Genomic DNA, 16,515 nt, shown 5'->3' on the forward strand with positions numbered 1-16,515 from the left:
AATGAAAAAGATACAAATAAAATTATTGGGTATTTCTTTGTTAATGATGATAGGTCTTTTATCATCATGTACAGGAGAATTAGACCAATCTCCTGAAAGCCAAGATGCTATTCCTGGAGAAGAATTCTATAGTAATCCCGCTTCTTATAAACAAAGTTTAGCAAAACTATATGCCGGATTCGCAACTACTGGTCAACAAGGTCCAGCAGGAAAACCAGACGTGTCTGGTGATGAAGGTGCAAGCCAATACATTAGAGGTCTTTGGTTAATGCAAGAATTAACAACAGACGAAGCTGTTATAGGTTGGAATGATGGATCAATCAAAGATTTCCACTCTCAAACATGGACTGATAGAGATGCATTTATCAAATCTACATTCTACAGAATCTCTTTTCAAATTGTAAACTGTAATGAATTTTTGAAACAAACATCTGATGCAAAATTAGACGCAAGAGGAGTAGACGCTGCTACAAAAGCGGAAGTTAAAGATTTTAGAGCCGAAGTACGTTTTCTAAGAGCTTTATCATACTGGCATTTAGTGGATTGTTTTGGAGGAGGATCATTGGTTACCGAAGATTCACCATCAGACTTCTATTACCCAGCCTATTCAACTAGAGCTGAATTGTATGCATTTATTGATTCTGAGTTAACTGCACTTACTCCTGAGTTAAAAGCTCCTAAAACAAATGAAGCTTATCGTGTGGACCAAGCTGCCGCTTGGATGTTACAGGCAAAGCTATATATGAATGCTAAAGTATATATTGGAACTGATAAATATGCTGATGCGCTGCCTTTGATTAACAAAGTTATTGCTTCACCTTATACTATTCATAACAATTACAATCAATTGTTTTATGCAGATAATGACGCTAATGGCGCACAAAACGAATTTATTTTCGCGATTGCTTTTGACGGTCTTAGAACACAAACTTATGGAGGAACTACTTTCTTAGCACATGCACCAGTGGGTGGATCAATGGATCCTAAGAAATTCGGAATCAACGGTGGTTGGGGCGGAGTCAGAACTACTTCTGCTTTTGTCGATAAATTTCCGGCTGGAAATACTGACACAAGAGGTATTTTCTGGACAGATGGACAATCTAAAGACATTAACAACATAAGCTCTTTTACGGATGGTTATGCGGTTCAAAAATTCAGAAATGTAAAAGTAGACGGTAGTCAAGGATCAGATGCTACAGGAAATTTTGTAGATATTGACTTCCCTATTTTTCGTTTAGCGGATGCGTATTTAATGTATGCTGAGTGTGCAGTGAGGGGGTCCGGAAATCTAGCTACTGCTACTACCTATGTTAATGCTTTAAGAACAAGAGCAAAAACTACTACAATCAATCAAACAGATTTAACACTTGATTTTATTTTGGACGAAAGAGCTCGAGAATTCCACTTTGAAGGACAAAGAAGAACAGATTTAGTTCGTTTTGGAAAATTTACTGGTGGTTCATACATCTGGCCTTGGAAAGGTGGTGTAAAAACAGGATCTCCAACACAAAGTTACAGAGATGTTTTCCCAATTCCTGCTGATGCTATTGTGGCAAACCAAAATTTAAAACAAAACCCTGGATACTAACAAACTAATTTAAAATTAACGAAAATGAAAAATATAACTAAAATAATAATTGCTTTGTTCGCTATAGTAGCGTTCTCTTGTACTCAAGACGATGTTGAAAACAGACCAGTAATCACTCCTGGTGATGCTCCTGTATTAACTGCGCCTACTGCAGGTGCTATTTATGTATTGTCCCCTGCCAATGCTGCTGCTACTGCAGAGCGTTTTACTTGGAATTCAGCCAATTTTGGTGGAAATGTTGAAGTTACTTACGCAGTTCAAATGGATGTAAAAGGAGGAGATTTTTCTAAAGCACAAACATTAGGATCTGTAGTATCTGCAAATCAAGTTGCTGTTACCGTTGAAGTAATGAACGGTGCTGCATTAAGCTTGAAAGCAACTCCTTTTAAAGCAGCTGATTTTGATATAAGAGTAGTAGCTACAACTGGTACTTCTACTTCTATCGTTTCTACTATTACAGCTATTGTTGTAACGCCTTACACTACTGAAAGCCCAAAATTATGGGTTCCTGGAAGTTATCAAGCGGCTTCTGGATATGGATCTGACTGGACTCCATCTACTGGACCACAACTTGAGTCTTCTGGTTACGGAAAAACTGATTTTGAAGGATATGTATATTTTGCAGCTCCAGGAAAATATAAAATGACTGCACAACCTGCATGGGGACCTGTTGATTACGGGATGGGTGCTACTGCTGGAACTATAGACCCAAAAGGTGGTGACATTGATATGCCAACAGCTGGTTACTATTTGTTTAAAGCAGACACAGATCCTGCTAAATTAACGTATTCTGCTACTGCTACTGCATGGGGAATCGTTGGAAGTGCTACTCCTGGAGGATGGGATAACAGTACAGCAATGACTTATGATAAAACTAAAAAATTATGGTCAGTGACTGCTAACTTAACTGCAGCTGAGTTTAAATTTAGAGCTAACAATGCTTGGACTTTTAACCTTGGTAAACTAAAAACTGCTCCAAACGGTGTTAATTTACAATACGATGGTGACAATATTGCTGTAGAAGCTGGAAATTACACAATCACTTTAGACTTAAGTGTTCCAAGAGTTTACAAATACACTATTACTAAAAACTAATTTTAGTGCAAATTTGAAAAAAGGGCTATCTGTTGCAGATAGCCCCTTTTTTTTACAATAAAATTAACCTTTTCGGAAAATCCTCCTTAAAAAATAAAGTTTTAAACACTACAACGTTGTCGTAACTCTTTAAACTTAAACTATTTCTTTTAATAATCTAATAACCTTACCTTTAAATAATATAAACTGACTTATATTAAACCTATGAAAAAAATTATACTTTTATTGTTGTTTTTTGTGTCGTTGGGTAGTTTTGCACAACAACAAACAGCTACTTATTCCATAAGTCCAGCTTCCTTTGAGGAAACAACTTCTATTACAATTACCATAAATGGAAGCAGTATTAATGAGTCAACTTGGGGTGTAACAGGGAATGCACTCTATTTATGGGCATGGGCTTTCGGGCTTGATGACACCACAAATAATGGAACTCCTCTTAATGGTACATGGGAAGCTTCAGATGAATCGAGTAAATTTACCTATAATGCAGGAAGCGACACTTATACTAAGACATTTGTTCCAACCACTTATTATAACACTACCAATATTGGTAAAATTGGTTTTTTGATTAAAGCAAAAAATGGAACAGGAGACAAAAAATCTCAAGATATGTTTGCAGAAGTTGGTGCTTTTCAAGTTACCCTAACATCACCAGCCCAAAACAGCACCACTATTTTAGCTTCTGGCGGAAGTCTTTCGATTGCTGCGACCAATACTAATGGCGTTGCGAGTTATAATTTAAAATCAAACGGAGTTAGTATCAATACTAATGCGAGTACTTCAAGTTATTCGTTCACACACACCAATATTACGAGCAATCAAAACTATGAATTGGAAGTAACTCAAGGTGCAACTACGATAACCAAAAAATTTACAGTAGTTATAAATCCAAATACAGTTTCTGAAACTATTCCCGCAGGTTTGGTCGATGGTATCAATTACAACTCAGCAGATGCTACCAAGGCTACCTTAGTTCTTGATGCACCTCTAAAAGATTTTGTATATGTGGCAGGAAGTTTTAATAACTGGCAGCCTGACAATTTGTATGCAATGAAAAAAGATGCAACATCAGGTTCTACCAAATTTTGGTTGGAATTGACTGGATTAGTATCAGGAACAAATTACACTTATCAATATTGGGTTGGAGAGACTACTCCAATTGCCAATTCACCTGCACTTGTAAAAACAGCCGATCCTTATTCAACTTTAGTGCTATCGCCTAATGAAGATCTAGGAATTCCTGTCTCAACTTACCCTAATATGCCAGTTTATCCTGCAGGTCAAGACAAAGAAGTAACAGTATTACAAACAGGACAAACTCCTTATGCTTGGAGTACAGCTACGACAAATTTTGTAAAACCTGAAAAAGATAAATTGGTTGTATATGAAGTGTTAGTAAGAGATTTTGATGCCAACAGAAATTATCAAGATTTAATCAATCGTATTGATTATTTTAAAAATTTAAAAATCAATGCTATTGAACTGCTGCCAGTAATGGAATTCGAAGGAAACGAAAGTTGGGGATATAACACATCTTTCCACATGGCATTAGATAAATTTTACGGCCCTTCTACAAAACTAAAAGAATTGATTGACTTATGTCATCAAAACGGAATTGCAGTAATTCTGGATGTAGCCTTAAATCATGCTTTTGGAAGAAATCCAATGGTACGTATGTGGATGAATGATCCCGATGGCGATGGATATGGTTCACCAACTGCCGAAAACCCATATTTCAATACCGTTGCAAAGCACACTTATAGTGTAGGGGAAGATTTCAACCATTCTTCAACTTATACAAAAAACTATGTAAAAAGAGTTGTTAAACAATGGATCGAAGAATATAAAATTGACGGTTTCCGTTGGGATTTAACCAAAGGATTTACGCAAAACTGTACTGCTAGCGACGAGAGTTGTACTAATGGTTACCAACAAGACAGAGTTGATATTCTAAAAGCATATGCCGATTATTCTTGGTCATTAGACCCAACTCACTACACTATTTTTGAACACTTAGGAAGCGATACTGAAGAAAAGGAATGGGCAAATTATAGAATTACAGATCCTATCAGCAAAGGAGTAATGATGTGGGGAAATTTGAACAACAATTACAACCAATTATCAATGGGTTATAATTCCAGCAACGATATTTCAAGAATGTATGGACCAAACCATAGCGGTTTTCTTGGGAATAGAGTTATGGGCTATGCCGAAAGTCATGACGAAGAACGTCTAATGTATAAAAATTTACAATATGGAAATACTGCGAATTCTTCTCATAATGTCAAAAATCTTAACGTAGCTTTATCCAGAATGTCTGCGATAGGTGCTGTTTCTTTATTAATACCTGGCCCAAAAATGATATGGCACTTTGGTGAATTAGGATGGGATTCTTCAATTTATACTTGCAATGACGGAACTGTAAATACTTCTTCTGATGCCACCTCTTCAGATTGTAAATTAGACAAAAAACCACAACCTCAATGGGTTAATAATTGGTTAGGCGACAACGTAAGAAATAAAATTTATTATGATTGGTCAAGGATGATTGGATTAAAGACAACCGAAGCCGTATTTTCTGGAACAGCAACTATGGCGTCAGGAACAACATTAACGCCGAATATAAAAATTACCAATAGTGCTTTGTCAAGTACAGCACTTAAAGATGTTCTTATTATTGCCAATTTTGACGTAACCGTTCAAAATGTAGCTACAGGTTTCCAATATACTGGATCATGGTACAATTTAATGGATAATACTCCATATACCGTAACCGATGCTAATGCTACTATCTCTTTGCAACCTGGTGAATTTAGAATCTACGGAAATAAAGCAACCACTTTGGCGACTACAGATTTTGAAATTTTAAAAGACATCTATATTTATCCAAATCCAGCTTCTAGTTATTTTACATTAAATACTACTACTCCGAAAGTTCAGATTTATTCTGTAACAGGTCAATTAGTAAAAACTTTCAACAAAAGCCAATCCAAAGACCATCAATATAGCGTAAGTGATCTAGATAGCGGAATGTATTTTGTTAAGGTCTACAACGAAGAAAATCAAGTAAAAGTGATGAAGTTCATCAAACAATAAATTAAATATTATTTCAAATTACTTAGTTTAAATCAGCCATCAAATCAAATTTGGTGGCTTTTTTTTGCTCTGAATTTAATTTAAAAAAAATACTAATTAAAATATAATCGTGATTTGGGCATGACCTCGTTGCAGAACATTTTGATTTCATAATGACATTTTTGGGCAACAAGGTCGGGCTGTCCATTGTATTCCCGATTAACAAAAACTACGGCAAAAAGCCTTGTTTTTCTAAATCGGGAGATGCCATTTCCATCCCTCATGCAATCACGTTTCCATAACCGTATTTAGTATTTAATGATTAAATTTAGTATTGTCCTATAAACAAAAAAAAAGCCCCAAAGAGGAGCTGTTTTTTGTGATTTCGAAGTAAGCACTTTTTTTAAAATAACCCAATTAATTCACCGTGGCCACATTTTGGTTTTTCATTTTCAGATCCCCTTTGTACACCTCGGCCACTGATTTTCTCGATAGTGTAGAAACCTCATTGTTGATCACAATCTCGTGCGTCACTTTCTTCAGATTGGTTTCCACTTCCAGGAAATAAACCCCGTCAGGAAACTCTTCAAGGCTATACGTTTTCATAATCCCTCCTTTGCCGGTGGCTATTTCAGAGTAGATTACATTATGAGATTTATCGTAGATTGTTACATTGGCTTTCTGAATCTCATTCACCGAAAAACTAATTTCTTTACCGGTTCCTTTTTTTACGTTAAGTAAAAAATCACCGTCGATTGCATAGCTACTCATCGTAGTCATCGCTACCAATACCACCAGACTAAGTTTTAAAATCGTTTTCATAATACTGTCGTTTTAAATTAGTAATAATTTCTATTGCTAAAGTAGTATCATAATTCTGTTTAAAACACAACTGCATTTTCCGATACAAATGCTATTTTAACATTACGAAAACGATATATTACATATTAAGACAATTTAGTATCTATCTAGGGTAATTTTGAATAGTTTTTAAAATTGCTATTTTTATAAAATCCACTAAAAACCTAAAACTTTTATAAAACAAAAAACCCCGTTTCTTTCGAAACAGGGTTTTGTAAAAAAAGGCAGCGACATACTCTCCCACATAACTGCAGTACCATCTGCGCAGGCGGGCTTAACTACTCTGTTCGGGATGGGAAGAGGTGAGCCCCGCCGCAATAACCACCTTAAGTCGTTAGTTGCTTTGGACAACTTTTTTAATTAATAATTAGCTTCGCTCCGTTCGGCTTTCGCCTCGGGTAATCATTAACCATTAATAATTAAAACTAATATCTTAACATACTGAGATAAAGAATATAAAAAGTATTAGAAAGTTTCTCCCCCCGACTTGCATCGGGGGAAAAGGTGTACATAAGCTTACGGGTTATTAGTACTACTCGACTATGACATTACTGCCTTTACATCTATAGCCTATCAACGTGGTCATCTCCCACGACCCTTAAAAGAAATCTCATCTTGTGGTGGGTTTCGCGCTTATATGCTTTCAGCGCTTATCCCTTCCCAACGTAGCTACTCTGCGGTGCCCCTGGCGGGACAACAGATACACTAGAGGTTAGTCCAATTCGGTCCTCTCGTACTAGAATCAGATCCACTCAAATTTCTTGCGCCCACAGTAGATAGAGACCGAACTGTCTCACGACGTTCTGAACCCAGCTCGCGTGCCACTTTAATGGGCGAACAGCCCAACCCTTGGGACCTTCTCCAGCCCCAGGATGTGACGAGCCGACATCGAGGTGCCAAACCCCCCCGTCGATATGAGCTCTTGGGGGAGATCAGCCTGTTATCCCCGGCGTACCTTTTATCCTTTGAGCGATGGCCCTTCCATGCGGAACCACCGGATCACTATGCTCTACTTTCGTACCTGATCGACCTGTATGTCTCTCAGTCAAGCTCCCTTATGCCATTGCACTCTACGCACGGTTACCAAGCGTACTGAGGGAACCTTTAGAAGCCTCCGTTACTCTTTTGGAGGCGACCACCCCAGTCAAACTACCCACCAAGCAATGTCCCCCGAATTTCGGGGTTAGGCCTCAGATAAACAAAGGGTTGTATTTCAACAATGACTCCACAACGCCTGGCGACGCCACTTCACAGTCTCCAACCTATCCTACACATCATTTATCCAAGGTCAATACTAAGCTATAGTAAAGGTGCACAGGGTCTTTTCGTCCCACTGCGGGTAAACGGCATCTTCACCGTTACTACAATTTCACCGAGCTCATGGCTGAGACAGTGTCCAGATCGTTACACCATTCGTGCAGGTCGGAACTTACCCGACAAGGAATTTCGCTACCTTAGGACCGTTATAGTTACGGCCGCCGTTTACTGGGGCTTCAATTCAATGCTTCTCCGAAGATAACATCTCCTCTTAACCTTCCAGCACCGGGCAGGTGTCAGGCCCTATACTTCATCTTACGATTTTGCAGAGCCCTGTGTTTTTGATAAACAGTCGCCTGGACCTCTTCACTGCGGCCTCTGATTACTCAGAGGCGACCCTTCTCCCGAAGTTACGGGTCTATTTTGCCTAATTCCTTAGCCATGAATCTCTCGAGCACCTTAGGATTCTCTCCTCGACTACCTGTGTCGGTTTGCGGTACGGGTACTAATTACCTGAAGTTTAGAGGTTTTTCTTGGAAGCCCTTAGGCGCACTATCTCTTTGTCCGAAGACTCCGAGTACTATCGTATTTCCCCAAGCCGCGTGGATTTGCCTGCGCAGCTTATAGGTAGGTACTTCAACGAACTATTCCGTCAGTTCGCGGCGCTTTCATCACTCCGTCACCCCATCACAGTAATCAGTAGTACGGGAATATTAACCCGTTGTCCATCGACTGTCCCTTTCGGGTTCGCCTTAGGTCCCGACTAACCCACAGCTGATTAGCATAGCTGTGGAAACCTTAGTCTTTCGGTGTGCGGGTTTCTCGCCCGCATTATCGTTACTTATGCCTACATTTTCTTTTCTAACCAGTCCAGCATACCTTACGATACACCTTCAACCCTGTTAGAATGCTCCCCTACCACTTAGAGTAAACTCTAAATCCATAGCTTCGGTAATATGTTTATGCCCGATTATTATCCATGCTCGTCCGCTCGACTAGTGAGCTGTTACGCACTCTTTAAATGAATGGCTGCTTCCAAGCCAACATCCTAGCTGTCTGGGCAGACAAACCTCGTTCTTTCAACTTAACATATATTTGGGGACCTTAGCTGATGGTCTGGGTTCTTTCCCTCTCGGACTTGGACCTTAGCACCCAAGCCCTCACTGCACGGAAACATTATATAGCATTCGGAGTTTGTCAGGAATTGGTAGGCGGTGAAGCCCCCGCATCCAATCAGTAGCTCTACCTCTATATAACTTTGCGCCGTGCGCTGCACCTAAATGCATTTCGGGGAGTACGAGCTATTTCCGAGTTTGATTGGCCTTTCACCCCTACCCACAGGTCATCCGAAGACTTTTCAACGTCAACCGGTTCGGACCTCCACACTGTGTTACCAGCGCTTCATCCTGCCCATGGGTAGATCACACGGTTTCGCGTCTAACACTACTGACTAAAGCGCCCTATTCAGACTCGCTTTCGCTACGGATCCGTGGCTTAACCACTTATCCTTGCCAGCAACGTTAACTCGTAGGCTCATTATGCAAAAGGCACGCCGTCACCCCACAAAAGGGCTCCGACCGCTTGTAAGCGTATGGTTTCAGGATCTATTTCACTCCGTTATTCACGGTTCTTTTCACCTTTCCCTCACGGTACTGGTTCACTATCGGTCTCTCAGGAGTATTTAGCCTTAGCGGATGGTCCCGCCAAATTCAGACAGGGTTTCACGTGCCCCGCCCTACTCAGGATACCACTATCAATATCTTCTATTACTTATACAGGGCTATCACCTTCTTTGGCTCTACTTTCCAGTAGATTCTAATTCTATCCGCATTAAATCTCGTGGTCCTACAACCCCAACATTGCCGTAACAACATTGGTTTGGGCTAATCCGCGTTCGCTCGCCACTACTTACGGAATCACTTTTGTTTTCTTCTCCTCCGCCTACTTAGATGTTTCAGTTCAGCGGGTTTGCCCACCTATCGGTGTACTATGTCTTCAACATAGTGGGTTGCCCCATTCAGGTATTTACGGATCATATCGTGTGTGCCAATCCCCGTAACTTTTCGCAGCTTATCACGCCTTTCATCGCCTCTGAGAGCCAAGGCATCCCCCATACGCCCTTATTTTGCTTATTGTACCAATCGTAAAATCAATTACGACCGTTTTTTTTCGTTTTCTCTAATAAATTAGAAAAAACTGCTTTCTACTTTTTATTATTTCTTATCTCAATATGTCAATGAACTTTTATCCTTTCGGATCTGTGGAGAATAACGGAGTCGAACCGTTGACCTCCTGCGTGCAAGGCAGGCGCTCTAGCCAGCTGAGCTAATCCCCCAATTTTTTGAGTTATTAGTTGTTAGTAATTAGTTATTAGTCTAACTCTTAACTTCTCAACTCTAGAATTTCCTTTTTTTTAAAGGTGAAAATAGTTGTCTCGGACAGACTCGAACTGTCGACCCCTACATTATCAGTGTAGTACTCTAACCAGCTGAGCTACGAGACACTCTTCATTCTTATTTTTGCGCTTTTTTTAATTTTACGCATGTTTTTTAAATTAACAGCAAGAGTAATATAATCTTTGTTTTTGTAACCAATAGTTCTTTTCGTCTTCTTTCCTCAGCGTGTATTGCTACTAACACTAAGGCTCTAGAAAGGAGGTGTTCCAGCCGCACCTTCCGGTACGGCTACCTTGTTACGACTTAGCCCTAGTTACCAGTTTTACCCTAGGCAGCTCCTTGCGGTCACCGACTTCAGGCACCCCCAGCTTCCATGGCTTGACGGGCGGTGTGTACAAGGCCCGGGAACGTATTCACCGGATCATGGCTGATATCCGATTACTAGCGATTCCAGCTTCACGGAGTCGAGTTGCAGACTCCGATCCGAACTGTGACCGGTTTTGTAGATTCGCTCCTGGTCACCCAGTGGCTGCTCTCTGTACCGGCCATTGTAGCACGTGTGTAGCCCAAGGCGTAAGGGCCGTGATGATTTGACGTCATCCCCACCTTCCTCACAGTTTGCACTGGCAGTCTCGTTAGAGTTCCCGACATGACTCGCTGGCAACTAACAACAGGGGTTGCGCTCGTTATAGGACTTAACCTGACACCTCACGGCACGAGCTGACGACAACCATGCAGCACCTTGTAAATTGTCTTGCGAAAGATCTGTTTCCAAACCGGTCAATCTACATTTAAGCCTTGGTAAGGTTCCTCGCGTATCATCGAATTAAACCACATGCTCCACCGCTTGTGCGGGCCCCCGTCAATTCCTTTGAGTTTCATTCTTGCGAACGTACTCCCCAGGTGGGATACTTATCACTTTCGCTTAGCCACTGAGATCGCTCCCAACAGCTAGTATCCATCGTTTACGGCGTGGACTACCAGGGTATCTAATCCTGTTCGCTACCCACGCTTTCGTCCATCAGCGTCAATCCATTAGTAGTAACCTGCCTTCGCAATTGGTATTCCATGTAATCTCTAAGCATTTCACCGCTACACTACATATTCTAGTTACTTCCTAATAATTCAAGTCTGGCAGTATCAATGGCCGTTCCACCGTTGAGCGATGGGCTTTCACCACTGACTTACCAAACCGCCTACGGACCCTTTAAACCCAATGATTCCGGATAACGCTTGGATCCTCCGTATTACCGCGGCTGCTGGCACGGAGTTAGCCGATCCTTATTCTTACGATACCGTCAAGCTCCTTCACGAAGGAGTGTTTCTTCTCGTACAAAAGCAGTTTACAATCCATAGGACCGTCATCCTGCACGCGGCATGGCTGGATCAGGCTTGCGCCCATTGTCCAATATTCCTCACTGCTGCCTCCCGTAGGAGTCTGGTCCGTGTCTCAGTACCAGTGTGGGGGATCTCCCTCTCAGGACCCCTACCCATCGTAGCCTTGGTAAGCCGTTACCTTACCAACTAGCTAATGGGACGCATGCTCATCTTTTACCGTTGTGACTTTAATGTGAAAATGATGCCATTCTCACATACTATGAGGTATTAATCCAAATTTCTCTGGGCTATCCCTCTGTAAAAGGTAGATTGCATACGCGTTACGCACCCGTGCGCCGGTCTCTAATTCCGAAGAACTATACCCCTCGACTTGCATGTGTTAAGCCTGCCGCTAGCGTTCATCCTGAGCCAGGATCAAACTCTTCATCGTATATTGTTTGCTTAATTGCTTAAGCTATTAATGTTTGACTGAAGTTCTAGTGGTTCTTTATTCAAATCTTCCGATTCTATTACTCTTATTCTTTTTGTTTTAAGATCTCTCTTAAAACGGCTGTCAATTCAATATGTCTAGGAACGTGTTCTTCTTGTTCTTTTCGTCTCGTTTAACTCACATTGTGTGTCTCTCGAAGCGGGTGCAAAAGTAGTTATTCTTTTTTAACTGGCAAGTAAATTTTGAAGTTTTTTTGAAAAATTTATTTTTCGTTTTCTTCTCTTTTTCTTGTCAATCTTTCAAGGAACGTTACGCGTTTTGCGGGGTGCAAAAATAGCTTACGTTTTCGAATCTCACAAGCTTTTTTAAATCTTTTTTGAAAATAAATTTTCGTTTCGATTTCTTCAGGCTTGTCAGGATTTCTAAGAACGTACTCGTTGTTGCGGGTGCAAAAGTAGCTAGTTTATTCGTTTAAACAATGGCTTTTTTGACCTTTTTTCAAAATATTTTTTAATCCGCTGGTATGTTGGTATTTATGAAATGGCTTTTTTGAGGTTTTGACATTTCTACACCTTCCTTTTACCCTCTTTTTGAGGTTTTACCAACATTCTCGGGCTTTGATTAGTTTTTTAATACCAAATTGAAGATAGACAAAATGATTTTACTTGAGTAAAAGGGGCGATTTTGCGAATTTGTTTCCAGATTTTTCCATCCTATATATAAGGTGTGGTTTTATTGCTTCTTTTCTCATGAAAAGCCCAGGCCCTAGCCCCGATAGTAGCGAAAATCCTTATAAGCCGGGGTTCGGCTTATAAGATTGTAGCGGATAGCGGGATTAAGCTCCTGAATATTTAAATAAATTAATTAGATTGATCTAAAATCATCACCTATATATAAGTAACAAAAAAATGCAAAAAAATCACGAAAACACAAAAACCAAAATCTATATCCATTCACAAAATCAGCTGACTAACTTTTAGAATGAATTTTATTAAATTACAAGGTTCTATTTTACTGACTAAAAAAAGAATTAAAACAAAAAAGCTTCTAGAGAGAAGAGTCTTTAGCAAAAACAACGGAGCTTTTCAGAAAACGAGATAAGTCTCTCGCTAATTTGCATAAAAAAAGCCCAAACATATGTTTGGGCTTTTGGTGCGGATAATAGGACTCGAACCTACACGCCTTGCGGCACCAGATCCTAAGTCTGGCATGTCTACCAATTTCACCATATCCGCGTAATTGTGGGTGCAAAGATAATCATATCTTCGAGTTTTCAAAGGATTTTTTTAAAAAAATATTCATTCTCTTTTTTGTATTTTTGATTCTCAAAAAAATTTGATTCAATGGAAGATATAAAATTATACGTTACAAAACACAAAGATCGGTTTGTCAATGAGTTAATCGAGTTGTTAAAAATTCCATCCGTAAGTGCAGACACTGCTTTTTCCCGTGATGTTCTTGACACTGCCGAAGCTGTTAAAGTAAGTTTAGTAAAAGCTGGATGCGATTTTGTAGAAATTTGCGAAACTGCAGGTTACCCTATCGTTTACGGAGAAAAAACAATTGACCCAAAATTACCTACCGTTTTAGTCTACGGACATTACGATGTTCAACCTGCAGATCCATTAGAATTATGGACTTCTCCTCCATTTGAACCCGTTATTAAGAAAACTGAAATCCACCCTGAAGGTGCTATTTTTGCCAGAGGTTCCTGTGATGACAAAGGTCAAATGTACATGCACGTAAAAGCTTTTGAATATATGATTCAAAGCAACACTTTGCCTTGCAACGTAAAATTCATGATTGAAGGTGAGGAAGAAGTTGGTAGCGTCAACCTAAAAACCTTTGTGGAAAACAATACCGAGAAACTAAAAAATGATGTGATTTTGATTTCGGACACCGGAATGATTTCCAATCAGCAACCTTCTATCACCACTGGTCTTCGTGGTTTGAGTTATGTAGAAGTGGAAGTTACGGGACCAAACCGTGATTTACATTCTGGTTTGTACGGAGGTGCTGTTGCCAATCCTATAAATGTTTTGGCAAAAATGATTGCTTCCTTGCATGACGAAAACAATCATATTACCATTCCAGGTTTCTATGACAATGTTCAAGAATTATCATTAGAGGAAAGAGCGGAAATGGCCAAAGCTCCTTTTAATCTCGACAATTACAAAAAAGCGCTAAACTTGAATGATATATATGGCGAAAGCGGCTATGTAACTAATGAACGCAACTCCATTCGACCAACACTAGATGTAAACGGAATTTGGGGAGGCTATACTGGAGAAGGCGCAAAAACGGTTATTGCTAGTAAGGCTTTTGCCAAAATCTCAATGCGTTTGGTGCCAAACCAAGATTGGGAAGTCATCACCGACTTGTTCACCAAACACTTCATCAGCATTGCTCCGTCTGGAGTTACGGTAAAAGTTACTCCTCACCACGGCGGTCAGGGTTATGTGACCCCTATAGATAGCATCGGTTACAAAGCGGCCAATATGGCTTACACCGAAACCTTTGGCGTTCCTGCAATTCCAGTTCGTTCTGGAGGAAGCATTCCTATTGTTGCCTTGTTCGAAAAAGAACTAAAAAGCAAAACAATCCTTATGGGTTTTGGTCTTGACAGCGATGCTATTCACTCGCCTAACGAACATTTCGGGATTTTCAATTATCTGAAAGGGATTGAAACCATTCCATTGTTTTACAAATATTTCGTGGAATTAAGCAAATAAGATTTCATTCAAAATAACTAAATCCGTTCTTGAGCGGATTTTTTTATGCCTTTTTTCAAAACAACGAAGCTTTTAATCAGGAGCTATTTCCAGCTGTCCACTATATCTGTTGTCCCGAACCCCGGGACAACAGGATGCCGTTCCCATCTGGGCTAGGGCTTTTGGTTTTCATAAAACATTGGTTTTTAGAATTAACCTGCATAAGAACTAAATATTTTCTGCAAAAAAACATTCAATAAATTTTGCTGAATTAAATTTTATTCTACATTTGTAGAGTTATTTCTATTTAAGTAGAGCAAAAACTATTTATGAGACACTTATTCTTCACATTATTGCTTGTCTTAACTTTTATTGGATGCAAAACGGCTCCAATAAACCAAAAGGAAAACAAGAAAAGAGTCGGACTTTGGATAGAGCAGTATTCAATTGACAGCACACAATACAAATCGGTTGGGAAATATAAAAATGGTGATCCTGTAAAAAAATGGTACTATTATACCAACGATAGAATAAACAAAAAAGAAGTTTACAGAAAAAACAAATGCATCATTACCTATTATAATGCAAATGGAACGATTCAATCCAAAGGCAAAACTAAGCTACTGATCGCAAGCCCTGAAATGCATTGGTTTTATTATGGAGATTGGAGATATTACGATGAAAATGGAAAACTCATTTCTACCAAGAAATATGAAAACGGAGAATTTGTTTCGGAAGCAAAAAACAACTAACTTGTCCTACAATTTAAAAATGAATTTCATTAAAAAATGAGAAAAAGCATCCTGCAATTTAGCCTATTATTTATTGTTCAAATGGCAATATGTCAATCTAATCCAAAAGAATATAACTCATTAATTAAAAAAGCAGACTCCTGTTACAATGCAAAAACATATATAATCGCAAGAGATTATTTCACAGAAGCATTTAAAATAGACCATACAAATAAGAGTCATTTATACAATGGTGCTTGTGCAGCGGCTTTAGCAAATGACACTGACAAAGCATTCGAGTGGCTAAACTTGTCAGTAGATAACGGATATGCAAATATAACCCATTTGAAAATAGATAGCGATTTGACTACTTTACACACTAAGAAGCAATGGGAAAAGTTAATTATAAAACTCGAGAAAAAAATTGAAATCATTGAAGTTAATTACGACAAGCCGCTACAAAAAGAGTTACTTTCTATTTATGAGGAAGATCAGGGAATGAGAATGAAATTTATGTCAGTTTACGACAAACCCACTCCCGATAGAAAAAAAATAGACAGTATCGGAAAAATAATGAATTCTAAAGACAGTTTAAATTTAATTAAAGTCACTAAAATTTTAGATACCAAAGGCTGGGTAGGTAAAGATGTAGTAGGTGAAACGGCAAACAAAACACTCTTTCTTGTGATTCAACATGGCGATTTACAAACACAGCAAAAATATCTCCCTATGATGCGAGAAGCAGTAAACAAAGGTAGTGCAAATGGTGCTAGTTTAGCATTATTGGAAGACAGAGTTGCCTTGAGACAAGGTAAAAAACAAATCTACGGAAGCCAAATTGGGAGAGACAATGAAACGAAATTGTATTACGTATCCTGCCTTGAAGATCCAGACAATGTTGATGAACGAAGAGCCAAAGTTGGACTGCAGCCATTAGCCGATTATGTAAGTGAATGGCAAATAAAATGGGATGTAGAGCAATATAAAAAAGATCTGCCATTGCTTGAAATTAAAGAAAAAATTAAAAATTAAA

Annotated in this window: 7 protein-coding genes, 3 tRNA genes and 3 rRNA genes; 6 read left to right on the plus strand and 7 right to left on the minus strand. The window is 39.3% G+C overall.

The window, feature by feature from the left end; translation table 11 throughout:
* Position 1: 1 nt before the first annotated feature.
* The 3 genes from HQN62_RS00325 (at position 2) to HQN62_RS00335 (ending at position 5,779) form a co-directional block, all read left to right on the plus strand.
* Complete coding sequence (locus tag HQN62_RS00325; protein ID WP_173502898.1) at positions 2-1,588, plus strand: RagB/SusD family nutrient uptake outer membrane protein; 1,587 nt, start codon at positions 2-4, stop codon at positions 1,586-1,588.
* A 24-nt stretch (positions 1,589-1,612) separates the two neighbouring features.
* Positions 1,613-2,683 (plus strand): SusE domain-containing protein, encoded by a 1,071-nt coding sequence (locus HQN62_RS00330; RefSeq protein WP_116796938.1) that lies wholly within the window; start codon positions 1,613-1,615, stop codon positions 2,681-2,683.
* Between the two features lie 204 nt (positions 2,684-2,887).
* Entirely contained in the window at positions 2,888-5,779 is a 2,892-nt protein-coding gene (locus HQN62_RS00335; RefSeq protein WP_173502899.1) for an alpha-amylase family glycosyl hydrolase, read from the plus strand.
* Between the two features lie 396 nt (positions 5,780-6,175).
* Here HQN62_RS00335 and HQN62_RS00340 read toward each other — a convergent pair whose 3' ends face one another.
* The 7 genes from HQN62_RS00340 to HQN62_RS00370 form a co-directional block, all read right to left on the minus strand.
* Positions 6,176-6,580: a T9SS type A sorting domain-containing protein gene (locus HQN62_RS00340; RefSeq protein ID WP_173502900.1), complete on the minus strand. Its 405-nt coding sequence runs from the start codon at positions 6,578-6,580 to the stop codon at positions 6,176-6,178.
* A 258-nt stretch (positions 6,581-6,838) separates the two neighbouring features.
* Positions 6,839-6,948: ribosomal RNA gene (gene rrf / locus HQN62_RS00345) — 5S ribosomal RNA — on the minus strand.
* A 177-nt stretch (positions 6,949-7,125) separates the two neighbouring features.
* Positions 7,126-10,011, minus strand: a 23S ribosomal RNA gene (locus tag HQN62_RS00350).
* A 126-nt stretch (positions 10,012-10,137) separates the two neighbouring features.
* Positions 10,138-10,211: transfer RNA gene (locus tag HQN62_RS00355), tRNA-Ala, on the minus strand.
* Positions 10,212-10,305: 94 nt separating this feature from the next.
* Positions 10,306-10,379 (minus strand) — tRNA-Ile (locus HQN62_RS00360).
* A 147-nt stretch (positions 10,380-10,526) separates the two neighbouring features.
* Positions 10,527-12,040: ribosomal RNA gene (locus HQN62_RS00365) — 16S ribosomal RNA — on the minus strand.
* Together the 16S, 23S and 5S rRNA genes with 2 tRNA genes alongside form the textbook arrangement of a ribosomal RNA operon.
* A gap of 1,150 nt (positions 12,041-13,190) precedes the next feature.
* Positions 13,191-13,275, minus strand: a tRNA-Leu gene (locus HQN62_RS00370).
* A 108-nt stretch (positions 13,276-13,383) separates the two neighbouring features.
* On the opposite strand from HQN62_RS00370, the gene HQN62_RS00375 reads away from it, so the two are divergent.
* From HQN62_RS00375 to HQN62_RS00385, 3 genes are all read left to right on the plus strand, one after another.
* Positions 13,384-14,772 (plus strand): dipeptidase, encoded by a 1,389-nt coding sequence (locus tag HQN62_RS00375; protein WP_173502901.1) that lies wholly within the window; start codon positions 13,384-13,386, stop codon positions 14,770-14,772.
* A 308-nt stretch (positions 14,773-15,080) separates the two neighbouring features.
* The gene (locus tag HQN62_RS00380) at positions 15,081-15,503 is read left to right on the plus strand and encodes a toxin-antitoxin system YwqK family antitoxin (protein WP_173502902.1); all 423 of its coding nucleotides are present in this window, start codon (positions 15,081-15,083) and stop codon (positions 15,501-15,503) included.
* Positions 15,504-15,539: 36 nt separating this feature from the next.
* A complete protein-coding gene (locus HQN62_RS00385; protein ID WP_173502903.1) occupies positions 15,540-16,514 on the plus strand; it encodes a DUF6624 domain-containing protein in 975 nt (324 codons plus the stop codon).
* Position 16,515 lies beyond the last annotated feature (1 nt).

It is taken from the genome of Flavobacterium sp. M31R6, assembly GCF_013284035.1.
Lineage (GTDB): Bacteria > Bacteroidota > Bacteroidia > Flavobacteriales > Flavobacteriaceae > Flavobacterium.

Coding starts and splice junctions, on each gene's coding strand:
- HQN62_RS00340 (WP_173502900.1), bottom strand. CDS start 6,580: ATGAAAACGATTTTAAAACTTAGTCTGGTGGTATTGGTAGCGATGACT.
- HQN62_RS00380 (WP_173502902.1), top strand. CDS start 15,081: ATGAGACACTTATTCTTCACATTATTGCTTGTCTTAACTTTTATTGGA.
- HQN62_RS00330 (WP_116796938.1), top strand. CDS start 1,613: ATGAAAAATATAACTAAAATAATAATTGCTTTGTTCGCTATAGTAGCG.
- HQN62_RS00385 (WP_173502903.1), top strand. CDS start 15,540: ATGAGAAAAAGCATCCTGCAATTTAGCCTATTATTTATTGTTCAAATG.
- HQN62_RS00335 (WP_173502899.1), top strand. CDS start 2,888: ATGAAAAAAATTATACTTTTATTGTTGTTTTTTGTGTCGTTGGGTAGT.
- HQN62_RS00375 (WP_173502901.1), top strand. CDS start 13,384: ATGGAAGATATAAAATTATACGTTACAAAACACAAAGATCGGTTTGTC.
- HQN62_RS00325 (WP_173502898.1), top strand. CDS start 2: ATGAAAAAGATACAAATAAAATTATTGGGTATTTCTTTGTTAATGATG.